The 25,866-nt window shown below is 74.4% G+C and carries 25 protein-coding genes, 1 tRNA gene and 1 riboswitch; of the genes, 20 read left to right on the top strand and 6 right to left on the bottom strand.

The features are described 5' to 3' along the window. Window positions 1-120: 120 nt before the first annotated feature. The 5 genes from ACFQ8T_RS05845 (at window position 121) to ACFQ8T_RS05825 (ending at window position 4,089) form a co-directional block, all read left to right on the top strand. Window positions 121-1,320, top strand: coding sequence for a phosphoglycerate kinase (locus ACFQ8T_RS05845; RefSeq protein ID WP_430545601.1), 1,200 nt, complete (start codon window positions 121-123; stop codon window positions 1,318-1,320). Window positions 1,321-1,409: 89 nt separating this feature from the next. After that, on the top strand, window positions 1,410-2,177 hold the full coding sequence (gene tpiA / locus ACFQ8T_RS05840) for a triose-phosphate isomerase (RefSeq protein WP_430545618.1): 768 nt from the start codon (window positions 1,410-1,412) through the stop codon (window positions 2,175-2,177). A 195-nt stretch (window positions 2,178-2,372) separates the two neighbouring features. Beyond that, on the top strand, window positions 2,373-2,615 hold the full coding sequence (gene secG, locus ACFQ8T_RS05835; protein ID WP_380326827.1) for a preprotein translocase subunit SecG: 243 nt from the start codon (window positions 2,373-2,375) through the stop codon (window positions 2,613-2,615). Window positions 2,616-2,759: 144 nt separating this feature from the next. Beyond that, a complete protein-coding gene (locus ACFQ8T_RS05830) occupies window positions 2,760-3,125 on the top strand; it encodes an RNA polymerase-binding protein RbpA (protein ID WP_430545600.1) in 366 nt (121 codons plus the stop codon). 67 nt (window positions 3,126-3,192) lie between these two features. Next, the gene (locus ACFQ8T_RS05825) at window positions 3,193-4,089 is read left to right on the top strand and encodes a phenylalanine 4-monooxygenase (RefSeq protein WP_430545599.1); all 897 of its coding nucleotides are present in this window, start codon (window positions 3,193-3,195) and stop codon (window positions 4,087-4,089) included. A gap of 4 nt (window positions 4,090-4,093) precedes the next feature. On the opposite strand, the gene pgl is transcribed toward ACFQ8T_RS05825, so the two are convergent. The 5 genes from pgl to tkt all read right to left on the bottom strand — a co-directional run bounded on the left by pgl (window position 4,094) and on the right by tkt (window position 10,886). After that, window positions 4,094-4,882 (bottom strand): 6-phosphogluconolactonase, encoded by a 789-nt coding sequence (gene pgl / locus ACFQ8T_RS05820; RefSeq protein WP_430545598.1) that lies wholly within the window; start codon window positions 4,880-4,882, stop codon window positions 4,094-4,096. After that, window positions 4,879-5,829: a glucose-6-phosphate dehydrogenase assembly protein OpcA gene (opcA, locus tag ACFQ8T_RS05815; RefSeq protein WP_430545597.1), complete on the bottom strand. Its 951-nt coding sequence runs from the start codon at window positions 5,827-5,829 to the stop codon at window positions 4,879-4,881. The genes pgl and opcA overlap by 4 nt, the downstream gene beginning before the upstream one ends. 82 nt (window positions 5,830-5,911) lie before the next feature. Beyond that, window positions 5,912-7,453, bottom strand: a complete 1,542-nt coding sequence (gene zwf, locus ACFQ8T_RS05810) for a glucose-6-phosphate dehydrogenase (RefSeq protein ID WP_430545596.1) — start codon at window positions 7,451-7,453, stop codon at window positions 5,912-5,914. A gap of 78 nt (window positions 7,454-7,531) precedes the next feature. After that, window positions 7,532-8,650: a transaldolase gene (gene tal, locus ACFQ8T_RS05805; protein WP_430545595.1), complete on the bottom strand. Its 1,119-nt coding sequence runs from the start codon at window positions 8,648-8,650 to the stop codon at window positions 7,532-7,534. A 100-nt stretch (window positions 8,651-8,750) separates the two neighbouring features. Then, entirely contained in the window at window positions 8,751-10,886 is a 2,136-nt protein-coding gene (gene tkt, locus ACFQ8T_RS05800; RefSeq protein ID WP_430545594.1) for a transketolase, read from the bottom strand. Between the two features lie 592 nt (window positions 10,887-11,478). Here tkt and ACFQ8T_RS05795 point away from each other — a divergent pair. From ACFQ8T_RS05795 to ACFQ8T_RS05775, 5 genes are all read left to right on the top strand, one after another. Continuing rightward, window positions 11,479-12,330 carry a heme o synthase gene (locus tag ACFQ8T_RS05795; RefSeq protein WP_430545617.1) on the top strand — a complete coding sequence of 284 codons (852 nt, stop codon included), beginning with the start codon at window positions 11,479-11,481 and terminating at the stop codon, window positions 12,328-12,330. Between the two features lie 56 nt (window positions 12,331-12,386). Further along, on the top strand, window positions 12,387-13,373 hold the full coding sequence (gene xerD / locus ACFQ8T_RS05790; protein WP_430545593.1) for a site-specific tyrosine recombinase XerD: 987 nt from the start codon (window positions 12,387-12,389) through the stop codon (window positions 13,371-13,373). A gap of 107 nt (window positions 13,374-13,480) precedes the next feature. Next, a complete protein-coding gene (locus tag ACFQ8T_RS05785; RefSeq protein ID WP_430545592.1) occupies window positions 13,481-14,446 on the top strand; it encodes a ParA family protein in 966 nt (321 codons plus the stop codon). Then, window positions 14,439-15,410, top strand: coding sequence for a segregation and condensation protein A (locus tag ACFQ8T_RS05780; RefSeq protein ID WP_430545616.1), 972 nt, complete (start codon window positions 14,439-14,441; stop codon window positions 15,408-15,410). Before ACFQ8T_RS05785 ends, ACFQ8T_RS05780 begins: the two co-directional genes overlap by 8 nt. Further along, a complete protein-coding gene (locus ACFQ8T_RS05775) occupies window positions 15,407-16,096 on the top strand; it encodes an SMC-Scp complex subunit ScpB (RefSeq protein WP_430545591.1) in 690 nt (229 codons plus the stop codon). The genes ACFQ8T_RS05780 and ACFQ8T_RS05775 overlap by 4 nt, the downstream gene beginning before the upstream one ends. Before the next feature lie 2 nt (window positions 16,097-16,098). On the opposite strand, the gene ACFQ8T_RS05770 is transcribed toward ACFQ8T_RS05775, so the two are convergent. Further along, a complete protein-coding gene (locus ACFQ8T_RS05770; RefSeq protein WP_430545590.1) occupies window positions 16,099-16,521 on the bottom strand; it encodes an organic hydroperoxide resistance protein in 423 nt (140 codons plus the stop codon). 132 nt (window positions 16,522-16,653) lie between these two features. On the opposite strand from ACFQ8T_RS05770, the gene ACFQ8T_RS05765 reads away from it, so the two are divergent. The 10 genes from ACFQ8T_RS05765 (at window position 16,654) to ACFQ8T_RS05720 (ending at window position 25,754) form a co-directional block, all read left to right on the top strand. Beyond that, window positions 16,654-17,274, top strand: coding sequence for a TetR/AcrR family transcriptional regulator (locus ACFQ8T_RS05765; protein WP_430545589.1), 621 nt, complete (start codon window positions 16,654-16,656; stop codon window positions 17,272-17,274). Window positions 17,275-17,354: 80 nt separating this feature from the next. Continuing rightward, window positions 17,355-18,224 carry a pseudouridine synthase gene (locus ACFQ8T_RS05760; RefSeq protein ID WP_430545588.1) on the top strand — a complete coding sequence of 290 codons (870 nt, stop codon included), beginning with the start codon at window positions 17,355-17,357 and terminating at the stop codon, window positions 18,222-18,224. Window positions 18,225-18,328: 104 nt separating this feature from the next. Further along, window positions 18,329-19,021 (top strand): (d)CMP kinase, encoded by a 693-nt coding sequence (gene cmk, locus ACFQ8T_RS05755; protein WP_430545587.1) that lies wholly within the window; start codon window positions 18,329-18,331, stop codon window positions 19,019-19,021. Window positions 19,022-19,113: 92 nt separating this feature from the next. Beyond that, the gene (der, locus tag ACFQ8T_RS05750) at window positions 19,114-20,697 is read left to right on the top strand and encodes a ribosome biogenesis GTPase Der (RefSeq protein ID WP_430545586.1); all 1,584 of its coding nucleotides are present in this window, start codon (window positions 19,114-19,116) and stop codon (window positions 20,695-20,697) included. Between the two features lie 29 nt (window positions 20,698-20,726). Further along, window positions 20,727-21,767, top strand: a complete 1,041-nt coding sequence (locus ACFQ8T_RS05745) for a hypothetical protein (protein WP_430545585.1) — start codon at window positions 20,727-20,729, stop codon at window positions 21,765-21,767. A gap of 69 nt (window positions 21,768-21,836) precedes the next feature. After that, a riboswitch (FMN riboswitch) is annotated at window positions 21,837-21,966 on the top strand. A 140-nt stretch (window positions 21,967-22,106) separates the two neighbouring features. Beyond that, window positions 22,107-23,174 (top strand): bifunctional diaminohydroxyphosphoribosylaminopyrimidine deaminase/5-amino-6-(5-phosphoribosylamino)uracil reductase RibD, encoded by a 1,068-nt coding sequence (gene ribD, locus ACFQ8T_RS05740; protein ID WP_430545584.1) that lies wholly within the window; start codon window positions 22,107-22,109, stop codon window positions 23,172-23,174. 3 nt (window positions 23,175-23,177) lie between these two features. Further along, window positions 23,178-23,792, top strand: a complete 615-nt coding sequence (locus ACFQ8T_RS05735; protein WP_430545583.1) for a riboflavin synthase — start codon at window positions 23,178-23,180, stop codon at window positions 23,790-23,792. Then, window positions 23,789-25,105, top strand: coding sequence for a bifunctional 3,4-dihydroxy-2-butanone-4-phosphate synthase/GTP cyclohydrolase II (locus ACFQ8T_RS05730; RefSeq protein WP_430545582.1), 1,317 nt, complete (start codon window positions 23,789-23,791; stop codon window positions 25,103-25,105). The genes ACFQ8T_RS05735 and ACFQ8T_RS05730 overlap by 4 nt, the downstream gene beginning before the upstream one ends. Next, window positions 25,102-25,629 (top strand): 6,7-dimethyl-8-ribityllumazine synthase, encoded by a 528-nt coding sequence (gene ribH, locus ACFQ8T_RS05725; RefSeq protein ID WP_430545581.1) that lies wholly within the window; start codon window positions 25,102-25,104, stop codon window positions 25,627-25,629. The genes ACFQ8T_RS05730 and ribH overlap by 4 nt, the downstream gene beginning before the upstream one ends. Window positions 25,630-25,680: 51 nt before the next feature. Next, a tRNA-Pro gene (locus ACFQ8T_RS05720) sits at window positions 25,681-25,754 on the top strand. Window positions 25,755-25,866: the final 112 nt, after the last annotated feature.

The following is a 25,866-nucleotide window of genomic DNA, read 5'->3' as shown; positions in this document are numbered from 1 at the left end:
GCGCCGAACTCCGGCCGCGCACGCGGACGTCGTCATGTACGGACCAGATCACCCCGCCCGGGACGCGCGGCCGCGCGACGGCCGCACGGCGCACCGGGCCCTGACGGACAGGTGTGCCCCATGAAGACCATCGACACCCTGGGCGAGCTGCGCGGCAAGCGCGTCCTCGTCCGCTCGGACTTCAACGTGCCGCTCGACGGCACCACCATCACGGACGACGGCCGGATCAAGGCCGCGCTGCCCACGCTGCAGCGCCTCACGGACGCCGGCGCGCGCGTCGTCGTGACCGCCCACCTCGGGCGACCCAAGGGCGAGCCGAACCCCGCCTACTCCCTGGCGCCCGTGGCCGCGCGCCTCGGCGAGCTGCTGGGCCAGGACGTGGCCCTGGCGGGCGACGTGACCGGCTCGTCGGCCCGGGAGACCGTCGCCGACCTTGCCGACGGCCAGGTCGCCCTCCTGGAGAACGTCCGGTTCGACGCCCGCGAGACCTCGAAGGTCGACGCGGAGCGCGAGGAGCTGGCGGGCGAGCTCGCCGCGCTGGCCGACGCGTTCGTCTCCGACGGCTTCGGCGTCGTGCACCGCAAGCAGGCGTCGGTCTACGACGTCGCGAAGCTCCTCCCGGCCGCGGCCGGCGACCTCGTCCTCAAGGAGGTCGAGGCGCTCTCGCGAGCCACGACGGACCCGCAGCGCCCGTACGCCGTCGTCCTGGGCGGCTCGAAGGTCTCCGACAAGCTGGGCGTCATCGAGAACCTCCTGACGAAGGCCGACCGCCTGCTCATCGGCGGCGGCATGGTCTTCACCTTCCTCGCAGCGCAGGGCCACTCCGTGGGTTCGTCGCTGCTCGAGGCCGACCAGGTGGACACCGTCAAGGGCTACCTCGCCCAGGCCGCCGAGTCGGGCGTGGAGATCGTGCTGCCCACCGACATCGTCGCCGCGGACTCGTTCGCCGCGGACGCGCCGCACCGCACCGTGCCGGCCGACCAGATCCCCGACGGCACCATGGGCCTCGACATCGGCCCCGACTCCGGCGCGCTGTTCGCGGCGCGGCTCGCGGACGCGAAGACGGTCGTGTGGAACGGCCCGATGGGCGTGTTCGAGTTCGACGCGTTCGCCGCGGGCACCCGCGCGGTCGCGCAGGGCATCGTCGACGCGACCGCGGCGGGCGCGTTCTCGATCGTGGGCGGCGGCGACTCGGCCGCGGCGGTGCGCGTGCTCGGCTTCGACGAGGACGGCTTCAGCCACATCTCCACCGGTGGCGGCGCCAGCCTGGAGCTGCTCGAGGGCAAGGAGCTCCCGGGCCTCGCGGTCCTCGCCGACTGACGCACCGGCGGCGTCGGACGCCGACCGATCCTTCCCACCCAGCACGAGAGAACGAGGAGCCCACCGTGGCCACCACCCGCACGCCCCTGATGGCGGGCAACTGGAAGATGAACCTGGACCACACCGAGGCGATCGCCGCGGTGCAGAAGCTCGCGTGGACGCTCAAGGATGCGAAGCACGACTACGAGGCCGTCGAGGTCGCCGTCCTGGCGCCCTTCACGGACCTGCGCTCGGTGCAGACCCTCGTGGACGCCGACAAGCTCGACGTGCGCTACGGCGCGCAGGACCTGTCGACGCACGCGTCGGGTGCCTACACGGGCGAGGTCTCGGGCCCGATGCTGGCCCGCCTGGGCTGCACCTACGTGGCGGTCGGTCACTCCGAGCGTCGCGAGTACCACGCCGAGGACGACGCGCTGGTGAACGCCAAGGTGCGCGCCGCCTTCGAGCACGGCCTCGTGCCCATCCTGTGCGTCGGGGAGGGCCTGGACGTACGCAAGGCCGGCGAGCAGGTCTCGTTCACCCTCGCGCAGGTCGACGCGGCGCTGGCCGACGTGCCGGCGGAACAGGCGGCGCAGGTCGTCATCGCCTACGAGCCCGTGTGGGCGATCGGCACCGGCGAGGTCGCGACCCCGGAGGACGCGCAGGAGGTCTGCGGCGCGATCCGCGGCCGTCTCGCGGAGCTGTACGACGCGGAGCTCGCCGGGGGCGTGCGCGTCCTGTACGGCGGGTCGGTGAAGTCGGGCAACGTCGCGCAGATCATGGCCCAGCCCGACGTCGACGGCGCGCTGGTCGGTGGCGCGAGCCTCGACCCGGTCGAGTTCGCGAAGATCGCGCGCTACCAGTCGCACGTCGCCTGACGCGACACCTCCATGGCGGGCGCGGACCCGCCCGACGGACGCCTCCCGGGATCGTCACCCGATGGAAACATCGGTGTTCGCCTCGAGAGGCGTCCGTCACTTACTCTTGACCCGGCCGGGACGACGTCCTGGTCGGGTGACGAACAGAAGCCCGCCCCGCGGGACGGACGACGAACGAGGACAGCCGAGGACACCGTGGACGTTTTGCAGATCATCCTTCAGGTTCTCCTGGTGATCACCAGCGCCTTCCTGACCCTGCTCATCCTGATGCACAAGGGCAAGGGCGGCGGTCTGTCCGACATGTTCGGCGGGGGGATCTCGAGCGCCGCCGGAAGCTCCGGCGTCGCCGAGCGCAACCTCAACCGCATCACGGTGAGCTTCGCGCTCGTCTGGTTCGTCGTGATCGTGCTGCTGGGCCTCATCACGAAGGTGAGCTGAGCCGGCACGACCGCGACCGTCACCGGACGGGCCCAGGCCCGGACCGGTGGGGGGCACCAGGACCGGGCGCGAGCCCGGCCCGATGGTTCACGAAGATCGTCCGTGGGCGTACGCCCACTGAGTCGAAGGTGAGGACGACAGGACGTGGCTACAGCCGGTCATGCGATCCGGGGCTCGCGCGTGGGCGCGGGTCCGTTGGGAGAGTCCGAGCGCGGCGAGGCGGCACCCCGGGTGCGGGTCTCGTACTGGTGCGCGAACGGGCACGAGACGACGCCGAGCTTCTCGGCGAACGAGGACGTCGAGCCTCCGGAGTTCTGGGACTGCCCGCGCTGCGGCTTCCCCGCCGGGCTGGACGCGGCCAACCCACCGGAGCCGGTGCGGAACGAGCCGTACAAGACGCACCTGGCGTACGTGAAGGAACGTCGCTCCGAGGAGGACGGCGCCGCCCTCCTCGAGGAGGCGCTCGCGACGCTGCGGGCGCGCCGGACAGGGCTGCGCCGGGCGAGCTGACGACGCAGGGTCGGGCTCCGACCCGAGGGGGTGTCCACCTGTCGAGACGGTGGCGTAGTCTGGCCGCATGTTCGAGGAAGGACAGCTCTACGCCCCCGTCACCGAGGACGAGCACGGCGTCACGGTGCACCTCGCGGACGACCACCCCGGCGCGAACGACCCGGAGTACCGGCGCCGCCGGGAGGTCATCGCCGGCCCGGCCCTGCGCTGGTCGCCCGGCGACCCCGTGCCCCGCGTCGAGTACACGGACGCGGAGAACGAGATCTGGCGCACCGTCTGCGCCGAGCTCGCCCCCAAGCACGAGCGCCTGGCGATCCGCGGGTACCTCGAGGGCAAGGAAGCCCTCGGCCTGCCGACCGACCGGGTGCCGCAGCTCGACGAGGTGAGCGCCGGCCTGGAGCCGCTCAGCGACTTCCGCCTGCACCCGGCCGCGGGGCTGGTGCCGCTGGACCAGTTCTACGGCTCGCTCGCCGACGGCGTCTTCCACTCCACGCAGTACCTGCGGCACGGGTCGCAGCCCTTGTACACCCCCGAGCCGGACATCATCCACGAGGTCGTCGGGCACGGGAACCTGCTCGCGAACCCGGCGATCGCCGAGGTGAAGCGACGGGCGGGCGAGGCCGCGCGGCGCTGCGAGACGGCCGAGGGCCTGCAGTTCGTGGCGGACGTCTTCTGGTTCACCATCGAGTTCGGGGTGATGTACGAGGACGGCGAGCTGCGGGCGTACGGCGCGGGACTGCTGTCGTCGTACGGCGAGATCGAGGAGTTCCGCGGCGCCACGATCCTGCCGCTCGACTTCTACTCGATGGGCACCGTGGAGTACGACATCTCGCACTACCAGCCCACCCTGTTCGCGTGCGACGGGATGAGCGAGCTCACCGAACGGGTGGGGGAGTTCTTCGCCGAGTTCGACGACGAGACGCCCGCCCGCCTGCTCGCCGACCGGCACCGGTCGGCGAGCTAGCAGGTCAGGCGGCCGGGCCGGCCGCGGCCGCGTCGAGCAGCCACAGCGTGCGCTCGGTGCCGCGGGCCCCGGCCGCCGGGACGTCGGCCACCGCTCCGCCGGCGAGGGCGGCGGCGGCCTGGGCCGCCTTCTCCGCCCCGGCCGCGACGACCCACACCTCGCGCGCCCGCCGCAGGGCGTCGAACGTGAGCGAGACCCGCTCCGGCGGCGGCTTGGGGGAGCCGTGCACCCCGACCGTCGCCCCGCGTGCGTCGAGGCCGTCGTGCCCGGGGAACAGCGAGGCGACGTGCCCGTCCGGCCCCATGCCGAGCAGCAGCACGTCGAACTCCGGGACGGCCGGCTCCGGCGAGCCGGCCGCCGGCGCCGGCGCGAACGTCGCGAGCTCGGCCGCGTAGGCCGCGGCCGACTGCTCCGGCGTCTCGACGGGGTCGCCGTCGACCGCCGAGCCGCGCGCCGGCATGGCGTGCACGTGGTCGGCGGGCAGGCCGGAACCCGCGACCAGCGCGTCCACGAGGGCGGCGCGGGCCTGGGTCTCGTTGCGGTCCGGGTCACCGTCGGGCAGGAACCGCTCGTCGCCCCACCACAGGTGCACCCCGGACCAGTCCACGGCCGTGCGCAGCGGGCTCGCCGCCACGGCCTCGAGCGTCTTGATGCCGACGGTGCCGCCCGTCAGCACCGCGTGCACGGGGGTGCGGACCGACTGGACGTCGAGCAGGCGGGTGAGCAGCCGGGCCGCGGCGGCCTCCGCGAGGACGGCGGGGTCGGGGTGGACGACGACGAGCGGCGCGCTCACGCCTTGGCCTTCGCCGACGCCCGGACGGTCTCGACGCGCTCGAGGCCCTTGGTGAGCACCTCGCCGTAGAGCTCGTCGGGGTCGAGGCGCCGGAGCTCCTCGATGAGCGCCTCGCTCAGCGCGCGGATCGGGAGCGCCATGCGGCGCTCCGGCTTCTCGGGCTGCGTGATCGACACGACGCGGCCGTCGGGGCGGTCGAGCACGATCGGCCCGCTCTTGCGCTCCAGGGTCACGCGGGTGATCGCGTCGTCGCTGTCGGTGCGCACGACCTTGGCGGGGCAGCGCAGGCGCTGGCCGAGCCAGGCGGCGAGCAGGTCGAGCGACGTGTGCTGCTCCTGGCCCTCGACGGTCACCGCGGTGACGGGCTCGAACGGGGGCTGCTCCACCGCGGCCGCGATGAGCCCGCGCCACAGGGTGACGCGCGCCCACGCGAGGTCGGTGTCGCCGGGGCTGAACCCGCCCGACAGGCGGTGCAGCATCGCGACCGGGTCGGCCGCCGTCGTCGTGTCCGTGATGCGGCGCTGCGCCATCGCGCCCATCGGGTCCGCGGACGGGGCGTCCGGGCCGCCGGTGGGCCACCAGACGACGATCGGGGCGTCCGGCAGCAGCAGGGGCATGACGAGCGTGTCGGGGTGGTCGAGCATCGGGCCGCCGGCGCGCAGCACGACGACCTCCGAGGCGCCGGCGTCGCCGCCGACGCGGATCTCGGCGTCGAGGCGAGGGGCGGAGCGGTCGCGATGCGCCAGCGGCGCGACGACGACGACCCGGCACGGGTGCTCGTGGCTGGCCTGGTTGGCCGCCCGCACCGAGTCCTCGATGTCGGCCTCCTCCGCGACGACGACGAGGGTGAGCACCCGGCCGAGCGCCACGGCGCCGCCCTCGTCGCGCAGGTGGGCGAGCCGCTTGCCGACCGCGTTCGTGGTCGTGTCCGGCATGTCGATGATCATCGGGGCTCTCCTCGGTGGATGCGGCACAGGTGGGGGCGGCTCGCCGCGGCGCGTGGGGTGACGTCCGGGGTGCGGGCGGGCGTCACGGGCGCCGCCACGAGCGGCCGTCGCGGGCCATCATCTTGTCGGCGGACTCCGGGCCCCAGGTGCCCGAGGCGTACTGCTCCGGCTTGCCCTTGCCCGCCCAGTACGCGGTCACCGGGTCGAGGATCTTCCAGGAGAGCTCGACCTCCTCGCGCGTCGGGAAGAGCGGCGGGTCGCCGAGGAGGACGTCGAGGATGAGGCGCTCGTAGGCCTCGGGGGACGACTCGGTGAACGAGTGGCCGTAGCCGAAGTCCATCGTGACGTCGCGGACCTCCATCGCGGTGCCGGGCACCTTCGCGCCGAACCGGAGGGTGACGCCCTCGTCGGGCTGCACGCGGATGACCAGCGCGTTGTTGCCCAGGTCGGACGTGAGGGACGACTCGAACGGCAGGTGGGGCGCCTTCTTGAAGACGACGGCCACCTCGGTGACGCGGCGGCCCAGGCGCTTGCCCGTGCGCAGGTAGAAGGGCACGCCCGCCCAGCGCCGGTTGTCGATCTCGAGCTTGACCGCGGCGAACGTCTCGGTCGTGGAGTCGGGGTTGAAGCCCTCCTCCTCGAGGAACCCGACGACCTTCTCGCCGCCCTGCCACCCGGAGGCGTACTGACCGCGGGCGGTGTGGCGCCCGAGGTCGCGAGGGAGCCGCACCGAGGAGAGCGCCTTGATCTTCTCGGCGCGCAGGGCATCGGCGTCGAAGTTGACCGGCTCCTCCATGGCGACGAGCGCCAGGAGCTGCAGCAGGTGGTTCTGGATCACGTCGCGGGCGGCGCCGATGCCGTCGTAGTAGCTCGCGCGCCCGCCGATGCCGATGTCCTCGGCCATCGTGATCTGGACGTGGTCGACGTAGTTGCTGTTCCACAGCGGCTCGAACATCTGGTTCGCGAACCGCAGGGCGAGGAGGTTCTGGACCGTCTCCTTGCCGAGGTAGTGGTCGATGCGGAAGACCGACTCCGGGTCGAAGACCTGGGAGACGACGGCGTCGAGCTCGCGCGCGCTCTCGAGGTCGTGGCCGAACGGCTTCTCGATGACGACGCGGCGCCACGCGTCCGGGGACGACTTGGAGAGCCCCGACTCGGACAGCTGCCGGCAGACGATCGGGAACGCGCTGGGCGGCACCGACAGGTAGAACGCGTGGTTGCCGCCGGTGCCGCGCTCGGCGTCGAGCTGCTCGACGGTCTGGCGCAGGCGCTCGAACGCCTCGTCGTCGTCGAACGACCCCTGCACGAAGCGGATACCCTCGGCGAGCTGGCGCCAGGTGGCCTCGCGGAACGGCGTGCGGGCGTGCTCCTTGACCGCGTCGTGCACGACCTGGGCGAAGTCCTCGTCCTCCCAGTCGCGGCGGGCGAAGCCCGTCAGCGCGAAGCCGGGCGGCAGCAGGCCGCGGTTCGCCAGGTCGTAGACGGCGGGCATGAGCTTCTTGCGGGACAAGTCGCCGGTGACCCCGAAGATCACCAGGCCGCTGGGGCCGGCGATGCGGGGGAGCCGGAGGTCGAGGGGGTCGCGCAGGGGGTTGTGCTCGGCGGTGATCTTGGCCGGTCTCACGAGGTGGGCACCGTTCTTCGTCGTGCGGGCGGGAGGTGGTGCGGACCCGGGGGCGCCGTGGCGCCCCCGGGGGAGTGCTCAGGCGCCCTGGGCCTTCAGCCCGGCGGACGCGGTGTCCAGGAGCTCGGTCCAGGAGTCCTCGAACTTGCGGACGCCGTCCGTCTCGAGGTGGTCGGTGACCGCGACGAGGGAGACGCCCAGCGACTCGATGGTCTCGATCGTGCGACGCGCCGCGCCCGCGGTGCCGCGGACGGTGTCGCCCGTGACGACGCCGTGGTCGGCGAACGCCTGCAGGGTCGGCTCGGGCATCGTGTTCACGACGCCGTCCGTGACCAGCTCGGAGACGTACAGGGTGTCCGAGTACTCCGGGTTCTTCACGCCGGTGGACGCCCACAGCGGCCGCTGCGGGTGCGCGCCGGAAGCCGCGAGCGAGCGCCACTGGTCCGTGCCGACGAACTGCTCGTAGGCCTCGAACGCGAGGCGGGCGTTGGCGACGGCGGCCTGCCCGCGCAGGTCGAGCGCCTCGGGCGTCCCGATCTTCTCCAGGGCGGCGTCCACCGAGGAGTCGACCCGGGAGACGAAGAACGAGGCCACCGACCCGATCGGGCCGAGGTCGATGCCGTCGGCGCGGGCCTGCTCGAGGCCGATCGCGAACGCCTCCATCACGGAGCGGTAGCGCTCGATCGAGAAGATCAGGGTGACGTTGACGCTGATGCCCTGCGCGAGGGTCCGGGAGATCGCGTCCAGGCCGGGGACGGTCGCCGGGATCTTGATGAAGACGTTCGGGCGGTCGACGGTGCGCCACAGCCGCTCCGCCACGACCACCGTCTTGTCGGCGTCGTACGCCAGGCGGGGGTCGACCTCGATCGACACGCGGCCGTCCACGCCGTCGGTGGCGTCGTAGACCGGGCGCAGCAGGTCCGCGGCGGCGCGCACGTCGTCGGTCGTGATGGTCTCGACCGCGGCGTCCACGTCCGAGCCGGCGAGCTCGGTCAGCTGGGCGTCGTAGGCGTCGCCGCTGGACAGCGCCTTGGCGAAGATCGTCGGGTTCGTCGTCACGCCGACGACGCCACGCTCGGCCACGAGGGCCGCCAGGTTGCCGCTGCGCAGGCGCTCCCGCGACAGGTCGTCGAGCCAGATGGACACCCCGGCGCCGGTCAGGTCGGTGATCGGTGCGGGGACGGTGCTCTGCGTCATCGGACGTCCTTCCAGGTCGGAAGCCCCTGCGCGGGAAGTCTCGACAGGGGCCGGGTGGGGCGCCGCGGGGCGACGCCCCACCCTGGGAATCTACGAGCGCTCAGGCGGCGTCGCCAGCGCCGCGCACGGCGGCGAGCGACTCGCGCGCGGCGGCCGCGACGGCCTCCGCCGTGATGCCGAACTCCCGGTACAGCGTCTGGTAGTCGGCCGACGCGCCGTAGTGCTCGAGCGAGACGCTGCGGCCGGCGTCGCCGACCACCTCGCGCCAGCCCTGCGCGACGCCCGCCTCGACGGACACGCGGGCCTTCACCGCGGACGGCAGCACGGACTCGCGGTACGCGGCGTCCTGCTTGTCGAACCACTCACGGCTCGGCATCGACACGACGCGGGCGGCGATGCCCTCGGCGGCGAGCTGCTCGCGGGCCTGCACGGCGAGCTGCACCTCGGAGCCGGTGCCGACGAGGACGACGTCCGGCGTGCCGGTCTCGTCGTTCGTGGCGTCGACCAGCGTGTAGCCGCCCTTGAGCGTGCCCTCGGCGCCGGCGAAGCCGTCGGTGCCGCGCGGGAACGTCGGGACGTTCTGGCGCGTGAGCACGATGCCTGCGGGGTTGGCCGTGTTCTCGAGGATGCCGCGCCAGGCCCAGGCCGTCTCGTTCGCGTCGGCGGGGCGCACGACGTCGAGGCCGGGGATGGCCCGCAGCGCCGCGAGGTGCTCGACCGGCTGGTGCGTCGGGCCGTCCTCGCCGAGGCCGATCGAGTCGTGCGTCCACACGAACGTCGTCGGGATCTCCATGAGGGCCGCGAGGCGGACCGAGGCGCGCATGTAGTCGGCGAACTGGAGGAACGTGCCGCCGTACGGACGGGTGAGGCCGTGCAGCACGATGCCGTTGAGGATCGCCCCCATGCCGTGCTCGCGGATGCCGAAGTGCAGGGTCCGCCCGTAGGGGTTGCCCGGGAACTTCTTGGTCGCGTGCTCGACGGGGATGAACGACGGCTCGCCGTCCATCGTGGTGTTGTTCGAGCCGGCGAGGTCGGCGGAGCCGCCCCACAGCTCGGGCAGCACGTCCTTGAGGGCGGTGAGGACCTTGCCGGACGCGGCGCGCGTCGCGACGCCCTTCTCGGAGGCCTCGAAGACGGGCAGCTCGTCGGTCCAGCCGGCCGGCAGCTCGTGGGCCACGAGGCGGTCCAGCAGGGCGGCGCGCTCCGGGGCGGCCGTGCGCCACGCGTCGTACGACCGGTCCCACGCGGCGCGCTGGTCGGCCTGCCGCTCGGCGACGGCGCGGGTGTAGGAGAGGACCTCGTCGTCGACGGCGAAGGTCGCCTCGGGGTCGAGGCCGAGTGCGACCTTGAGGCCGGCGACCTCGTCGGCGCCCATCGCGGAGCCGTGGATGCCGCCCGTGTTCTGCTTGGTGGGCGAGGGCCAGCCGATGATGGTGCGCAGAGCGATGAACGACGGGCGGTCGGTCTCCGCCTTCGCCGCCGCGATGGCCGCGGCGAGCGCGTCGACGTCCTCGGCGTAGCCCGTGCCGCCCTGCGTCCAGTCCACCCGCTGGGTGTGCCAGCCGTACGCGGCGTAGCGCGCGAGGGTGTCCTCGGTGAACGCGATGTCGGTGTCGTCCTCGATGGAGATCTTGTTGTCGTCCCAGATCACCACGAGGTTGCCGAGCTTCTGCGTGCCGGCGAGCGACGACGCCTCGGACGTCACGCCCTCCTGCAGGTCGCCGTCGGAGGCGATGACGTACACGTGGTGGTCGAACGGCGACTCGCCGGGCGCGGCGTCGGGGTCGAGCAGGCCCCGCTCGCGGCGGGCCGCGAACGCCATGCCGACCGCGGACGCGAGGCCCTGGCCGAGCGGGCCGGTCGTGATCTCGACGCCGGGGGTGTGGCGGTACTCGGGGTGGCCGGGGGTCTGCGAGCCCCAGGTGCGCAGCGCCTCGAGGTCGTCCAGCTCCATGCCGTAGCCGGAGAGGAACAGCTGCAGGTACAGCGTGAGCGAGGAGTGGCCCGCGGAGAGGACGAACCGGTCACGACCGACCCAGTGGGGGTCGGACGGGTCGTGCCGCATCGTCTTGCCGAACAGCAGGTACGCGGCGGGGGCGAGGGAGATCGCCGTGCCGGGGTGGCCGTTGCCGACCTTCTCGACGGCGTCGGCCGCCAGCGCCTTGATGGTCTTCACCGCGCGGTCGTCGAGCGAGCTCCACTCGAGCGGGGCGACGACGGGGTCGAACGCGTTCACAGATGTGCCTCTTTCCTGCCCGGAGCGAGCCCCGGGTGATTGCTGCTGCTCTGCCGGTACGGGGCGCCGTCGCGTCGGACGCCGCACGGGGTCCTCGAGGCGACGGCGGGGGCACGGCGTCGAGGGGCCGACCGGGGTGGGCGGCCCGCTGTTCACCGTTGTGCAGCACCACCCTAGCGCCGAGCATTCCCGGCACGCCCGTCCCGGCACGGTTCGTCCCACCAGGTGAGCCGGGCGCCGCGCGCGCCGGAGGATGTCCGGGGAGATGACGTCCGCGCGGGCATTTCTCACAGCCGGGAGGCCGTCGCCCGGGCCGCCGCGACGCTGACCTCGGCGTACGATGAGGCGGCGACCGTCCCACGTCGCCCGAGCTCCCCGGACCCCCAGCCGAGAACGGACAAGCACGCGCGTGAGCACCACGAGCACCACGACGTCCCACCCCCAGGCGCCGACCCGCGCGGCCGCGCGCGCCGAGCGGGAGCGTGCCGATGCGGACCGGGCGGACCGCCGCGGAGCGGACGCGGAGCAGGGCGGGGGCGCGAACGGGGCGCCGGGCACCGGCTGGAGGGACCGCCTCGGGGCGTACGTCGCGCTGACGAAGCCGCGCATCATCGAGCTGCTGCTCGTCACGACGCTGCCCACGATGATCCTCGCGCAGGGCGGCCTGCCCTCGCTGTGGCTCGTGGTCAAGACGCTCGTGGGCGGCACGCTGGCCGCCGCGTCCGCGAACGTCTTCAACTGCTACCTGGATCGCGACATCGACCAGGTGATGAACCGCACCAAGCGGCGCCCGCTGGCCACGGGGGAGATCACGCCCCGGGCGGCCCTGGTGTTCGCCACGGTGCTCGGCGTCGTGTCGCTGCTGTGGTTCGCCCTGCTGGTCAACGTCCCGGCAGCGTGGCTGACCTTCGCGGCCATCGCGATCTACGTGGTCGGCTACACGATGATCCTCAAGCGCCGCACGCCGCAGAACATCGTGTGGGGCGGGATCGCCGGCTGCATGCCCGTGTTCATCGGCTGGGCCGCGGTGACCGAGTCGCTGAGCTGGGCCGCCGTGGCGCTCTTCGGCGTGATCTTCTTCTGGACCCCGCCGCACTACTGGCCGCTGTCGGTGAAGTTCAAGAAGGACTACGCGAACGCCGGCGTCCCGATGCTGCCGGTCGTGGCCACGGACCGCCGCGTGGCGGTCGAGATGGTCGCGCACACCGCCGCGATGATCGCCTGCTCCCTCGCGCTGGTCCCGCTCGCCGGGATGTCGTGGTTCTACACGGCCGTCGCGGTCGCCTCGGGCGGCTGGTTCCTCTGGCTCGTGATCGCGATGCTGCGCCGCGCGGGGCACCCCGAGCGGGGCAAGCTCGGCGCGATGAAGGTCTTCCACGGCTCGATCACGTACCTCACGGTGCTGTTCATCGCCGTCGCGGTCGACGTCTTCCTGCCCTTCTGACCCCTCCGGGGGCCCGGGCAGCCGTGGCCGTCGCCGCCTCGGGGCATGATGTCCGGGTGCCCGACCTCTCGTCCGCCCCGCCCCTCCCGCCCGCGCTGGCGGCCGCGCTGCAGGACTACCTGGCGCACCTCGGCGTCGAGCGCGGGCTGTCGGCCAACACCGTCGCGGCCTACCGCCGGGACCTGGGCCGCTACGCGCGCCACCTGCGCACGACGGGGCGGTCCGGTCTCGACGACGTCGGCGAGCGGGACGTCGAGGAGTACGTCGTGGTGGTCCGGCAGGGATCGGACGGCGGGGCGCCGCTGTCGCCGTCGTCCACGGCCCGCGCGCTGGCCGCGGTGCGCGGCTGGCACCGGTTCGCGCACGCCGAGGGCACGACGAGCGCCGACCCCGCCTCCCAGGTGCACGCCCCCAGCGCGCTGCGCCGGCTGCCGCACGCGCTGTCGGTCGACGAGGTCGCCCGCCTGCTCGACGCGGCCGGCGCCGGGGACGGCCCGGTGCCGCTGCGCGACCGCGCCCTGCTCGAGCTGCTGTACTCCACCGGCGGACGCATCAGCGAGGTGGTCGGCCTCGACGTCGACGACGTCGACGGGCTGCTCGACGGCGGCGGGCAGGACGGCGTGCCGCGCGCCGGGTCCGTCCGGCTGCGCGGCAAGGGGGACAAGGAGCGCGTGGTGCCCGTCGGCTCGTACGCGCGGACCGCGCTGGAGGCGTACCTGGTGCGTGCCAGGGCACCCCTCGCGTCGGCGGGCCGCGGCACGCCCGCGCTGTTCCTCAACACCCGCGGCGCGCGCCTGTCGCGGCAGAGCGCCTGGTCCGTGCTGCAGGCCGCGGCGGAGCGCGCCGGCCTGACGCAGCACGTGTCGCCGCACACGCTGCGGCACTCGTTCGCCACCCACCTGCTCGCCGGCGGTGCCGACGTCCGCGTGGTCCAGGAGCTGCTGGGGCACGCCTCGGTGACGACCACGCAGATCTACACGATGGTGACGCGCGACGCGCTGCGCGAGGTGTACGCCGCGGCGCACCCCCGCGCCCTCGGCTGAACGTCCGTCGAGACTCCGGCGTGCTCGATGCGGCTCGGTGCGGCGGGGCTCCCGGAAGGGCGGCGCGCCCGGCGTGCCGCCCGGACCCCGGGAGGCCCTGAGGTAGCGTGACGCAGGTGAGCGAGGGACTCGGGAGCGACACCATGACGCAGACGACCACGAGCGACGCCTCACCGGCCGCGGCCACCGCGACCAGCCCCGCGGGCAGTCCGGCCGGCGGGCTCGAGGAGCCGCGTACCGACGTCGTCGGGCGGCCGCTGCCCGACTTCCGCGACCCTGCGCCGCTGGCGTCCCACGGGCCCGCGCGCATCGTCGCGATGTGCAACCAGAAGGGCGGGGTCGGCAAGACCACCACGACGATCAACCTGGGCGCCGCGCTGGCCGAGTACGGCCGCCGCGTCCTGCTCGTGGACTTCGACCCGCAGGGCGCGGCCTCGGTGGGGGTGGGCGTCAGCCCGCACGACCTCGACCTCAGCGTCTACAACCTGCTCATGGAGCGCGACGTCAGCTTCACCGACGTGCTGCAGTCCACGAACATCGAGGGCATGGACGTGCTCCCCGCGAACATCGACCTGTCGGCCGCGGAGGTCCAGCTCGTCGGCGAGGTGGCCCGTGAGTCGGTCCTCGCCCGCGCGCTGCGACCGGCCCTCGACGACTACGACGTGATCCTCGTGGACTGCCAGCCGTCTCTCGGCCTGCTCACGGTCAACGCCCTCACCGCCGCGCACGGGGTGCTCATCCCGCTGGAGTGCGAGTTCTTCGCCCTGCGCGGCGTGGCGCTGCTCGTGGAGACGATCGAGAAGGTGCGCGACCGGCTCAACCCGGCCCTGGAGATCGACGGCATCCTCCCGACGATGTACGACTCGCGCACCCTGCACTCCCGCGAGGTCGTGGCGCGCGTGCACGAGGCGTTCGGGGACACGCTGCTGCACACGGTCATCGGGCGCACGGTGAAGTTCCCGGACGCGTCCGTGGCGGCCGAGCCGATCACCAACTACGCGCCGACCCACGCCGGCGCGGCCGCGTACCGGCAGCTCGCTCGGGAGCTCGTCGCCCGTGGTGACGCTGCCTGACGTCGCCCCGGAGCAGGGGGAGGCGGTCGACGCCGTCGACGGCTCCGCCGCCCGGCCGGGGTTCGAGGTCCACCTCGACAACTTCACCGGCCCGTTCGACCTGCTGCTGTCGCTGATCGCCAAGCACGAGCTCGACGTCACCGAGGTGGCGCTCGCGGCCGTGACGGACGAGTTCGTCGCGCACATCCGCGAGGCCGAGACCGCGTCCCGCGAGGCGACCGCCCGCGGCGAGGAGCACCCGTCGTGGGACCTCGGGACGGCGAGCGAGTTCCTCGTCGTCGCGGCCACCCTGCTGGACCTCAAGGCCGCGCGGCTGCTGCCGGGCGTCGTCGAGGAGGACGCCGAGGACCTGGAGCTCCTCGAGGCCCGCGACCTGCTGTTCGCCCGGCTGCTGCAGTACCGCGCGTACAAGGAGGTCTCCGGCCTCCTCGCCGAGCGGCTGGAGACCGAGGGGCGCCGCGTGCCGCGTTCGGTACCGCTCGAGCCGCACCTCACGGCGCTGCTGCCGGAGCTGGTGTGGACCCTCGACGGCGCGCGTCTCGCCGAGCTGGCGGCCAGGGCCCTGGAGCCCAAGCCCCCGCCCGTCGTCGGGCTCGACCACCTGCACGCCTCCACCGTGAGCGTGCGGGAGCAGGCGGGCGTGGTGGCGCGCCGGCTACGGCGCGAGCACGTCGCGACCTTCCGGGCGCTCGTCGCAGGGGAGGAGCGGCTCGTGGCCGTCGCGAGGTTCCTCGTCCTGCTGGAGCTGTTCCGCTCCGGCCGGGTGGCGTTCGAGCAGGCCACCGCGCTCGGCGAGCTGACCGTCCGGTGGACGGCGGACGACGACGGCGACCACGGCTCGGACGAGGAGGACGACGGCGAGCTCGCGGCGGGCTTCGAGGAGTTCGACGGGACGCCCGAGCAGGACGAGGGGACCGGGGGGCCCGCCGCGGGTGTCGCCGGCGTGACGGAGGTTGTGGCATGACGCAGCAGGCGGACGAGCAGGCGGAGGCCGTCGGGCCGGAATCGGCGGCCGCGCCCGAGCCGGTGGTTGACGTCGACGTCGACGACCTGCCGGGCGGGCTGGCGGCCGCGCTGGAGGCGGTGCTCATGGTCGCGGAGTCGCCCGTGGCGGTCGAGCGGCTCGCGGCCGGCGTCGCGCGGCCCGTGCCGGAGGTCGCGGAGGTGCTCGAGGAGCTGGCCGCGGAGTACCGCGGGGAGACAGGCGGGCGCCCGCGCGGCTTCGAGCTGCGCGAGGGCGCGGAGGGGTGGCGCGTCTACTCGGCGCGCGCCCAGGCCGACGTCGTCGGCGCCTTCGTGCTCGAGGGCCAGTCGTCCCGCCTCAGCCAGGCGGCCCTGGAGACGCTCGCCGTCATCGCGTACCGCCAGCCCGTCACCCGCGGGCAGGTCTCGGCGGTGCGCGGCGTGAGCGTCGACGGCGTGGTGCGGACCCTGCTGGCCCGCGGCCTGATCGCCGAGACGGGCCAGGACCCGATGACGGGCGCCGTGCTGTTCGGCACGACGGGTGAGTTCCTCGACCGGATGGGCTGGTCGTCGCTCGAGGAGCTGCCGCCCCTGGCGCCGCACCTGCCGGACGTCGCCGAGGCGATCGCCCTGGACCCGTCCTCGGCCCTCCGTCGCGGGCTGGCGGAGGACGGGCCCGACGCCTGAGGTCAGGCGACCGTCGCGTCGACCGTGACCTCGACGTTGCCCCGGGTGGCGTTCGAGTACGGGCACACCTGGTGCGCGGCGGCGACGAGCGCGTCGGCGGTCGCCTGGTCGACGCCGCCGAGCTCGGCGTGCAGCGCGACCGCCAGCCCGAAGCCGCCCTCGGGCGTCGGGTGCAGCGAGACCTCGGCCACGACGGCGGAGTCGCTCACGGTGGCCTTCTCCCGCCGCGCGACGAGCTTCAGCGCGGAGTGGAAGCAGGCGGCGTACCCCGCGGCGAAGAGCTGTTCGGGGTTCGTGGCGCCCCCCGCGCCGCCCATCTCCTTGGGGATCGCGAGGTCGACGTCGAGAAGTCCGTCGTCGGACCGCGACCGGCCGTCCCGTCCGTCTCCGGTGGCGGTCGCGACTGCCGTGTAGAGCGCGCTCATGCTGGTCCTCCTGGATCGGAAACCTAGTAGAGTTACTAGTTCGTCTACTAGACCACGTGACGCCCGTCGTCGCAAGCACCCCGGATCGCGCCGCGCCCCCCGGGGCAGGTCTCGACGTGAGAGGTTGGTGCGATGGGAACCAGGACGGCTGCCACGCCCCCGGAGCGGTCGCCGGGGCGCGGGCGGGTGCGTGAGCGGATCCTCGAGGAGGGGAGTCGGTTGTTCTACGCGGACGGCGTCCGCGCCGTGAGCGCCGACAAGGTCATCGCCGCGGCGGGCGTGTCCAAGGTCACGTTCTACCGCCACTTCCCGACGAAGGACGACCTCGCCGTCGCCTACCTCCAGGCGATCGCGGACGAGGAGCGCGCGCTGCTCGAGCGGCTCCGGCGGGACCACGCCGGCGACCCGGCGGCGGCCCTCGCCGCCCTCGCCGAGGCCCTGGGTGCCGTGGCCGGCAGCGCGCAGTTCCGCGGCTGCGCCTTCGTGAACGCCGGGGCCGAGTACGCGGACGCGGCGCACCCGGTGCGCCGGATCGTCGCCGATCATCGCGCCCGGTACGCGGGCTTCTTCGCCGGCGTCGCGCGGGACGCGGGCGCCGACGACCCGCAGGCAATGGCGGCCGAGCTGATGATGCTGCGCGACGGGGCCATGGTGTGCGGCGACGTGGACGACGCCCGCGCGGTCGCACCCCGCCTCGCCTCGGCGTTCGCGGCGGTGCTCGCCGCCCACCGCGGGGCCGCGGCCGGCGCCTGAGGGCCGTGCCGTCGCACCGGCGCAGGGCGTGGTGCGGCGTCGTCGAGCAGGACCGGCCCGACCTGAGAGAATCGGGCACCATGAGCACCGAACGCCGCGGCGGGAGCCGCCGCACCAGCCGCCCCCAGGGTCCCGCCGCACGGCGCACGCAGCGCCCGCGCCAGGCCCCGCCCCGCCGTCCGGCGCCGCGCTCCGGCGAGCCGGACCGTGACGTGCACGTCGCGGACGGCGTCCGGCTGCAGAAGGTGCTCGCCCAGGCGGGCCTCGGCTCGCGCCGCAAGTGCGAGGAGCTCATCGCCGAGGGGCACGTCGAGGTGGACGGCGTCCTGGTCACCGAGCTCGGGGTGCGCGTCGACCCGGCGAAGGCCGTTGTGCACGTCGACGGCATGCGCGTGCAGCTCGACACCTCGAAGATCACCCTCGCGCTGAACAAGCCGCTCGGCGTGGTCTCCACGATGAGCGACCCCGAGGGCCGCCCCACGCTCGCCGACCTGGTCAGGGACCGACCGGAGCGGCTGTTCCACGTCGGCCGGCTCGACGCCGACAGCGAGGGCCTGCTGCTCCTCACGAACGACGGCGAGCTCGCGAACCGGCTCGCGCACCCGCGGTACGAGATCCGCAAGACGTACCTCGTCACCGTGACGGGCGGCGAGTTCTACCCCCGCCACGCCAAGCAGCTCACCGACGGCGTCGAGCTCGAGGACGGCCTCGCCCGCGCCGACAAGGTGCGTGTGGTGGACTCCGTGCCCGGCGAGACCATGCTCGAGGTGGTGCTGCACGAGGGCCGCAACCGGATCGTGCGCCGCATGCTCGACGCCGTCGGGTTCCCGGTGACGCGCCTCGTCCGCACCCGCATCGGCCCGATCGTGCTGGGCGACCTGCGGGTCGGGCGCTCGCGGGTGCTCGGGCGCACCGAGCTCGGCACCCTGATGCGCGACGTCGACATGTGACTCGACGCACCCCCTCCAGGAGTCCCCGCAGTCCTCGTAGTCCCGTAGTCCCGTAGTCCCGCAGTCCCGCGCGGCCCCCGCGCGACAACAGAAGGTGAGCACACGTGGTCGTCATCGCCGTCGACGGTCCCTCCGGGTCCGGCAAGTCCAGCGTCTCCAAGGCGGTGGCGGCCCGACTGGGGCTCGCCTACCTCGACACGGGCGCGATGTACCGGGCCGCGACGCTGTGGTGCGTCGACGGCGGCACCGACCTCGCCGACCAGGCGGCGGTGGCCGACGCCGTGCGCGCCATGCCGCTCGAGATGGGGGTGGACCCGGCCGCCCCGGCCGTCCGCCTGGACGGTCGCGACGTCGCCGCGGCGATCCGCACCACCGAGGTCTCCACGGCCGTCTCGCAGGTGGCCACCAACCTCGACGTGCGCGCCGAGCTCCGGCGCCGGCAGCGTGCCGTGATCGAGACCGAGAGCGCGCCGGGCGGTTTCTCGGGCGGCAAGGGCGTCGTCGCCGAGGGCCGCGACATCACGACCGTCGTCGCCCCCGACGCGGACGCCCGCGTGCTGCTCACCGCGAGCGAGGAGGCCCGACTGCGCCGCCGCTCGCTCGAGGTGCACGGCGCGGCCGACGAGTCGGCCGTCGAGGCGACGCGCGACCAGGTGCTGCGCCGCGACCGCGACGACTCCACCGTCAGCCAGTTCCAGGTCGCCGCCGACGGCGTCGTCACCGTCGACTCGTCCGACCTCGACTTCGACCAGACGGTCGACGCCGTCCTCGCGGTCGTCGCGCAGGTCACCGCCTGACCCGTCACCCGACGCCGGCGCGCGGCACCGCCCGGACCCGGTGACGCGGGTCTCGTTCGTGACAGGCCGCTCGGCCTGGGAGAATGGTGCGCATGACCACTCCCGCCGACGGCTCCGTGCCCGCTGCCGAGCCCACCGACGAGCCCACCGCCCCGCCTGCGCCCGGCGTCGCCGCGGCGCCCGCGGACCATGCGGAGACCGAGGGCCGTGACGCCGTGGCGGAGGTCCTCGAGACCGACGGCGACGACGAGGCGCGAGAGCGCGCGCTGCGCGCCGGCCTGGAGGACTTCGAGCTCGACGAGGCCGACCGCGCGCTGCTGGACGCCGAGTGGGACGAGGAGGGATTCGGCCCCGGCGAGGCGCCGCTGCCGGTGCTCGCCGTCGTCGGCCGCCCGAACGTCGGCAAGTCGACGCTCGTCAACCGCATCCTCGGCCGCCGCGAGGCCGTCGTGGAGGACACCCCGGGCGTCACCCGCGACCGGGTGAGCTACCCCGGCGAGTGGGCAGGCCGCGAGTTCACCCTCGTGGACACGGGCGGCTGGGAGGTCGACGTCGCGGGCATCGAGTCGAAGGTCGCCGAGCAGGCGGAGGTCGCCGTCGAGCTGGCCGACGCCGTCATCTTCGTCGTCGACTCCACCGTGGGCGCGACGTCGACCGACGAGCGCGTCGTGGAGCTGCTGCGCCGCTCCGGCAAGCCCGTCGTCCTGTGCGCCAACAAGGTGGACGGGCCGTCGGGCGAGGCCGACGCCGCCTACCTGTGGTCGCTCGGCCTCGGCGAACCGCACCCCGTCTCCGCGCTGCACGGCCGCGGCACCGGCGACCTGCTGGACGCCGCGATGAAGGTGCTGCCCGACGTCTCCGAGCACGGCGAGCTGCGGCCGGCCGGCCCGCGCCGCGTCGCCCTCGTGGGGCGCCCGAACGTCGGCAAGTCCTCGCTGCTGAACAAGATCGCGGGCGCGGACCGCGTCGTCGTCGACGAGACCGCGGGCACCACGCGCGACCCGGTCGACGAGCTCGTGGAGATCAAGGGCGTGCCGTACTGGTTCGTCGACACGGCCGGCATCCGCCGCCGGGTGCACCAGACCCGCGGCGCCGACTTCTACGCCTCGCTGCGCACCCAGGCCGCGATCGAGAAGGCCGAGGTCGCCGTCGTGCTCGTCGACGCCTCGCAGCCGATGACCGAGCAGGACACGCGCGTCATCTCCCAGGCCGTCGACGCCGGCCGGGCGCTCGTCATCGCGTACAACAAGTGGGACCTCATGGACGACGACCGTCGCCCGTACCTCGAGCGAGAGATCGAGCGGGACCTGGTGCAGGTGCAGTGGGCGCCGCGCGTCAACGTCTCCGCCCGCACGGGCTGGCACACCGACAAGCTGACGCGCGCGCTCGAGACGTCGCTCGAGTCGTGGGACACCCGCATCCCGACCGGGCGCCTCAACGCGTTCCTCGGCGAGCTCGTGGCCGCCCATCCGCACCCGCTGCGCGGCGGCAAGCAGCCGCGCATCCTGTTCGGCACCCAGGCCTCGACGCGCCCGCCGCGGTTCGTCATCTTCGCCACCGGGTTCCTCGAGGCCGGGTACCGACGCTTCATCGAACGCCGCCTGCGCGAGACCTTCGGGTTCGAGGGGTCGCCCATCGAGATCAGCGTGCGCGTGCGGGAGAAGCGGCGGCGCTGACGCGCCGGTGAGCCGCTGATGAGTCGCCGATGAGCACGGCCCCGCTGGCCCGCCGTGGTCGCCTGCTGCGCCTGGGCGCGGCGCGCGACACGTCGGCGGTGCGCCACCTGGTGACGTTCCTGGTCGTCACGGTGGCGACGGTGCTCGTGACGCGGTTCCTGCTCGCGGCCTCCGGGTACCCGCAGGTGGGCGGCGGCGGGCTGCACGTGGCGCACGTCCTGTGGGGCGGCCTGGGCATGGCCCTCGCGGTGGTGGTGCTGCTGTCGTGGGTCGGGCCGGCGCCGCGGTCGCTCGGCGCGGTGCTGGGCGGCGTCGGCTTCGGGCTGTTCGTCGACGAGATCGGCAAGTTCGTCACCTCCGACAACGACTACTTCTACGAGCCGACGGCGGCGCTGATCTACGCGGTCGTCGTCGTGCTCGTGCTGCTCGTGGAGGCCCTGCACGGGCGACGGGCGCACCACCCCGCGGAGTACCTCGCGGTGGCGACCGACCGCGCCGTGGCCGGCGTGGCGGGCGGGTTCACGGACGCGGAGCGCGAGGAGGCGCGGGCGCTGGTGGAGCGCGGCCGCGGCGAGCCGGCGGCGGAGGAGGTCGCCGCGCTGGTGGAGGCCGTGCCGCGCGACGACGTGACCGTTCCGGATCCCGTGCGGGCGCTGGTCGTCCGGGTGTCCACGTGGTTCGCCGAGGCGATGGAGCACCGGTGGGCCGCCGCGGTCGTGACGGTGGCGGTGCTCGGCACCGGTGCGGGGTCGGTCGTGGTGGCGCTGCGGGTGCTGCTCGGCGGGATCGCGGTGCCGTCCTGGGTCGGCGTCGGGATCCTCGTGGCCGTCGCCGCGACCGTGGCGTGCGTCGTGCGGGCGCTCGTCGTCGGCCCGCGGGACCACCGCGCGGGGGCGGTGTGGGTGCGGCGCGGAGTCCTCGTCAGCCTGCTGGTCACCCAGCTCCTCGCGTTCCGCGCGGTGCAGTGGGTGGCCGTGGCGGGCCTGACGGTGGACCTCCTCGTGCTCGTCGCCCTCGGCGTCGCGCTGGGGCGGGACGACGAGCGGCGCACGGCGCGCGGTCGCGGGTGAGACGTGCGCCACTCGGGCTTGCCACGCGGGTGCGGGCCGTGGCACGGTCGGCGATGACGAGCGAATTGCTCGCGTGCTCTGGGGTCGGTGAAATTCCGAGCCGGCGGTGAAAGTCCGCGACCCGGTCACAGCCTGTGACCGGTTGACCAGGTGGAACTCCTGGACCGACGGTCAAAGTCCGGATGGGAAGCGCACGCGACGGCTCCCCGTCCGGTCCGACCCCCGGCCCCTCGGCCGGTGTCGTCCTTCGTGACGACCTTCCGCGACCGGTCGGTGCGAGCACGTCCGACCCCGCCTTCCTGCCCCGGGGTCCGCGACCGGACGACAGGGGCAGGACGGATGAGTGCCACCAGGGCGGAGCGCGCCGCGATGCAGCGCGCGCTGGAGCTGGCCGCGCAGGGGCCGGCCCGCGGACCGAACCCACGCGTCGGCTGCGTGCTCCTCGACGCCGACGGCGCGACGATCGCGGAGGGCTTCCACCGGGGCGCGGGCACGCCGCACGCCGAGGTCGAGGCGCTGCGCCGCGCGACCGAGTCCCGCGGCCCGGGCGGGGCGCGCGGGGCCACCGCCGTCGTCACGCTCGAGCCCTGCAACCACCACGGCCGCACCGGTCCCTGCGTCGACGCGCTGCTGGCCGCGGAGGTCGCGCGGGTCGTGCACGGCCAGCACGACCCCAACCCCGCCGCGTCGGGCGGCGCCGCACGCCTGCGCGCCGCGGGCGTCGAGGTCGTCGGCGGCGTGCTGGCGGACGAGGCGCGCGCGCTCAACACCGTCTGGACGCGCGCGCTGGAGCTCGGCCGTCCCGTCGTCACCTGGAAGGTCGCGAGCACGCTCGACGGGCGCTCCGCGGCCGCCGACGGCACCTCGCGCTGGATCACGGGGCGGGCCGCGCGCCACGACGTGCACCGCCTGCGCGCCGGGGCGGACGCCGTCGTCGTCGGCACCGGCACCGCGCTCGCCGACGACCCCGACCTCACCGTGCGGCACGCCCCGCTGACCGGGCAGCAGCCGGACCGGGTCGTCGTCGGGCTGCGGGACCTGCCCGCGTCGTCACGGCTGGCGCGCGCCGCGGCGGCCGGCGAGGCCGTGATCCACCTGCGCACCCACGACCCGCACGAGGTGCTGGACCTGCTCTGGTACCGCGAGCACCGGCACGTGCTGCTCGAGGGCGGGCCCGCGCTCGCCGCCGCCTTCTGGCGCGCCGGGCTCGTCGACGACGTCGTCGCCTACGTCGCGCCCGTGCTGCTCGGGGTCGGCGCGTCGGCCGTCGCCGACCTCGGCATCGGGACCGTCGCCGACGCCGCGCGCCTCGACCTCCTCGACGTCGCCGTCCTGCCCCGGGACCCGGACGACCCCACCGACATCCCCACCGTGCGGCTCGCCCTGCGGCCGCGGAAGGAGCACTGAGCCATGTTCACCGGAATCGTGGAGGAGCTCGGCACCGTCGTCGCGGTGCGCGAGCACGCCGACGGTGCCCGCCTCATCGTCGCCGCCGAGACCGTGCTCGAGGGCGTCCGGCTCGGCGACTCGATCGCCGTCGACGGCTGCTGCCTGACTGTCGCGGAGACGGGGGAGCACGACGGCCGCGCCACCTGGACCGCCGACCTCATGGCCGAGACCCTGGCCCGTACGAGCCTCGGCGGGCGGCGGGCCGGAGACCCGGTCAACCTCGAGCGCGCGCTCGCGGCGGACGGGCGGTTCGGCGGGCACGTCGTGCAGGGGCACGTCGACGGCGTCGGCACCGTGCTCGCCCGCACGCCGGGCACGCAGTGGGAGCTCGTCGACGTCGAGCTGCCCCCGGAGCTGGCGCGATACGTCGTGGCGCAGGGCTCGATCGCCGTCGACGGCGTGAGCCTCACCGTCGTCGACGCCCGGGACGACGCGTTCACCGTGAGCCTCATCCCCGAGACACGGGCGCGGACGACGCTCGGCACCCGGGCCGTCGGGGAGCGGGTCAACCTCGAGGTCGACGTGCTGAGCAAGTACGTCGAGCGGCATCTCGCGGCGACGGCGGCGGCACGATGAGCGGCACGGTGAACGACTCCGTCGAGCGCGTCGCGCGGGCGATCGCGGACGTCGCGGCCGGGCGCCCCGTCGTCGTCGCGGACGACGCCGACCGGGAGAACGAGGGCGACCTCATCCTGGCCGCCGACGCGGCGACGCCGGAGCTCATGGGCTTCCTCGTGCGGCACACGAGCGGCCTCGTGTGCGTGGGCGTGGCGGGCGAGCAGCTGGACCGGCTCGGCCTGCCCCTCATGGTCGAGGCCAACCAGGACGCCTACCGCACGGCCTACACGGTGACGGTCGACGCCGCCACGGGAGTCTCGACCGGCATCTCCGGCGCCGACCGGGCCCGCACCGCGCGCCTGCTCGCCGACCCGGCGGCCGGCCCCGCCGACCTCACCCGTCCCGGGCACGTGCTGCCGCTGCGGGCGCGCCCCGGCGGAGTCCTGGAGCGGCGGGGGCACACCGAGGCGGCCGTCGACCTCGCGCGCCTGGCCGGGCGGGGCGAGGCCGGGGTGCTCGCCGAGCTCGTGCACGACGACGGCACCATGATGCGGCTGCCCGCGCTGCGGGAGTTCGCGGCCGAGCACGGCCTCGCCCTGATCAGCGTGGCCGACCTCGCCGCCTACCGACGCGCCACCGAGATCTTCGTCGAGCGCGTCGCCGTCACGACCCTGCCCACCCGGCATGGCGACCTCGCCGCCGTCGCCTACCGGGACACCCGCACGGGGGACGAGCACGTGGCGCTGGTGGCCGGGCCCCTCGACTCCCTCGCGGACCCGGCGCAGGGGCCGGTGCTCGCGCGCGTGCACTCCGAGTGCCTCACCGGGGACGCGTTCGGCAGCCTGCGGTGCGACTGCGGGCCGCAGCTCGACGAGTCGCTGCGCCGGGTCGCCGAGGCCGGCCGCGGCGTCGTCGTCTACCTGCGCGGGCACGAGGGACGGGGGATCGGCCTGGCCGCCAAGCTCGCCGCCTACGCCCTGCAGGACGCCGGCCGCGACACCGTCGACGCCAACCTCGACCAGGGGCTGCCCGCCGACGCCCGCGACTACACCGCCGCCGCGCACGTGCTGCGCGACCTCGGGGTACCGGGCGTGCGCCTGCTGACCAACAACCCCGCCAAGGTCGACGGCCTCGTCGCCGGGGGAGCGGAAATCGTCGAGCGGCTGCCCCTCGTCCTGCCCGCCCACCCGCGCACGCTCGGCTACCTGCGCACCAAGCGCGACCGCATGGGGCACGACCTGCCCCATGTGTCCGACACCCTGCACGACACCGGAGGAATCACGATGGACCGGACCCCCACCGCCCCGATCGTCGCCGGAGCGGCCCGATGAGCGGCGCGGGCGTCCCCGCCGCCGCGCCCGTCGACTGCTCCGACCTGCGCGTCGCCGTCGTCGCCGCGAGCTGGCACCAGGTCGTCATGGAGGGCCTGCTCGACGGCGCGCTGCGCGCCTGCGCCGACCACGCGGTCGCCGAGCCACGCGTCGTGCGGGTGCCCGGCTCGTTCGAGCTGCCCGTGGCCGCCCAGGTTCTCGCGGCCGCCGGGTACGACGCCGTCGTCGCGCTGGGCGTCGTGATCCGCGGCGGCACCCCGCACTTCGACTACGTGTGCGCGGCCGCGACCGACGGGCTGAGCCGGGTGGCGCTCGACCACACCGTCCCCGTGGGCTTCGGGCTCCTGACGTGCGACGACGAGCAGCAGGCCCTCGACCGCGCCGGGCTGGACGGCTCGCACGAGGACAAGGGCTACGAGGCCGCCGCCGCCGCGCTGGCCACCGCGCGCGTGCTCGGCGACGTCCGGGTGCCCCCGGTCGGCGACGCCCGTGTCGATGCAGGAGCAGTGTCCGACCTGGGGTAGTATTTCGGTCGGCCCTTCGGGGTGGCACCACGGTGCCACGTGTGGGGTCGACGGGCTGTGGCGCAGCTTGGTAGCGCACCTGACTGGGGGTCAGGGGGTCGCAGGTTCAAATCCTGTCAGCCCGACCGGCACGACGACGAGAGGCGGGGCCCGCCCTAGCCGGCCAGGCGCAAGCCCGTCTGGGCGGGCCGTCAGGGCGGCAACACCACAGAAAGTTTGGGGTGCGCGTCCTAAATT

It is taken from the genome of Isoptericola sp. NPDC056618, assembly GCF_042792715.1.
Taxonomy (GTDB): Bacteria; Actinomycetota; Actinomycetes; order Actinomycetales; family Cellulomonadaceae; genus Isoptericola; species Isoptericola nanjingensis.
Note: the sequence above shows the minus strand (reverse complement) of the source record. Positions and strands in the feature narration are given on the sequence as shown.

What these genes read in the sequence shown, in the direction of transcription:
- ACFQ8T_RS05730 (WP_430545582.1), top strand. Translation starts at nt 23,789, where the DNA reads ATGAGCGGCACGGTGAACGACTCCGTCGAGCGCGTCGCGCGGGCGATC.
- ACFQ8T_RS05775 (WP_430545591.1), top strand. Translation starts at nt 15,407, where the DNA reads ATGACGCAGCAGGCGGACGAGCAGGCGGAGGCCGTCGGGCCGGAATCG.
- tal (WP_430545595.1), bottom strand. Translation starts at nt 8,650, where the DNA reads ATGACGCAGAGCACCGTCCCCGCACCGATCACCGACCTGACCGGCGCC.
- ACFQ8T_RS05825 (WP_430545599.1), top strand. Translation starts at nt 3,193, where the DNA reads ATGTTCGAGGAAGGACAGCTCTACGCCCCCGTCACCGAGGACGAGCAC.
- ribH (WP_430545581.1), top strand. Translation starts at nt 25,102, where the DNA reads ATGAGCGGCGCGGGCGTCCCCGCCGCCGCGCCCGTCGACTGCTCCGAC.
- ACFQ8T_RS05745 (WP_430545585.1), top strand. Translation starts at nt 20,727, where the DNA reads ATGAGCACGGCCCCGCTGGCCCGCCGTGGTCGCCTGCTGCGCCTGGGC.
- opcA (WP_430545597.1), bottom strand. Translation starts at nt 5,829, where the DNA reads ATGATCATCGACATGCCGGACACGACCACGAACGCGGTCGGCAAGCGG.
- ACFQ8T_RS05760 (WP_430545588.1), top strand. Translation starts at nt 17,355, where the DNA reads ATGAGCACCGAACGCCGCGGCGGGAGCCGCCGCACCAGCCGCCCCCAG.
- ACFQ8T_RS05770 (WP_430545590.1), bottom strand. Translation starts at nt 16,521, where the DNA reads ATGAGCGCGCTCTACACGGCAGTCGCGACCGCCACCGGAGACGGACGG.
- ACFQ8T_RS05845 (WP_430545601.1), top strand. Translation starts at nt 121, where the DNA reads ATGAAGACCATCGACACCCTGGGCGAGCTGCGCGGCAAGCGCGTCCTC.
- ACFQ8T_RS05765 (WP_430545589.1), top strand. Translation starts at nt 16,654, where the DNA reads ATGGGAACCAGGACGGCTGCCACGCCCCCGGAGCGGTCGCCGGGGCGC.
- ACFQ8T_RS05735 (WP_430545583.1), top strand. Translation starts at nt 23,178, where the DNA reads ATGTTCACCGGAATCGTGGAGGAGCTCGGCACCGTCGTCGCGGTGCGC.
- ribD (WP_430545584.1), top strand. Translation starts at nt 22,107, where the DNA reads ATGAGTGCCACCAGGGCGGAGCGCGCCGCGATGCAGCGCGCGCTGGAG.
- der (WP_430545586.1), top strand. Translation starts at nt 19,114, where the DNA reads ATGACCACTCCCGCCGACGGCTCCGTGCCCGCTGCCGAGCCCACCGAC.
- tpiA (WP_430545618.1), top strand. Translation starts at nt 1,410, where the DNA reads ATGGCGGGCAACTGGAAGATGAACCTGGACCACACCGAGGCGATCGCC.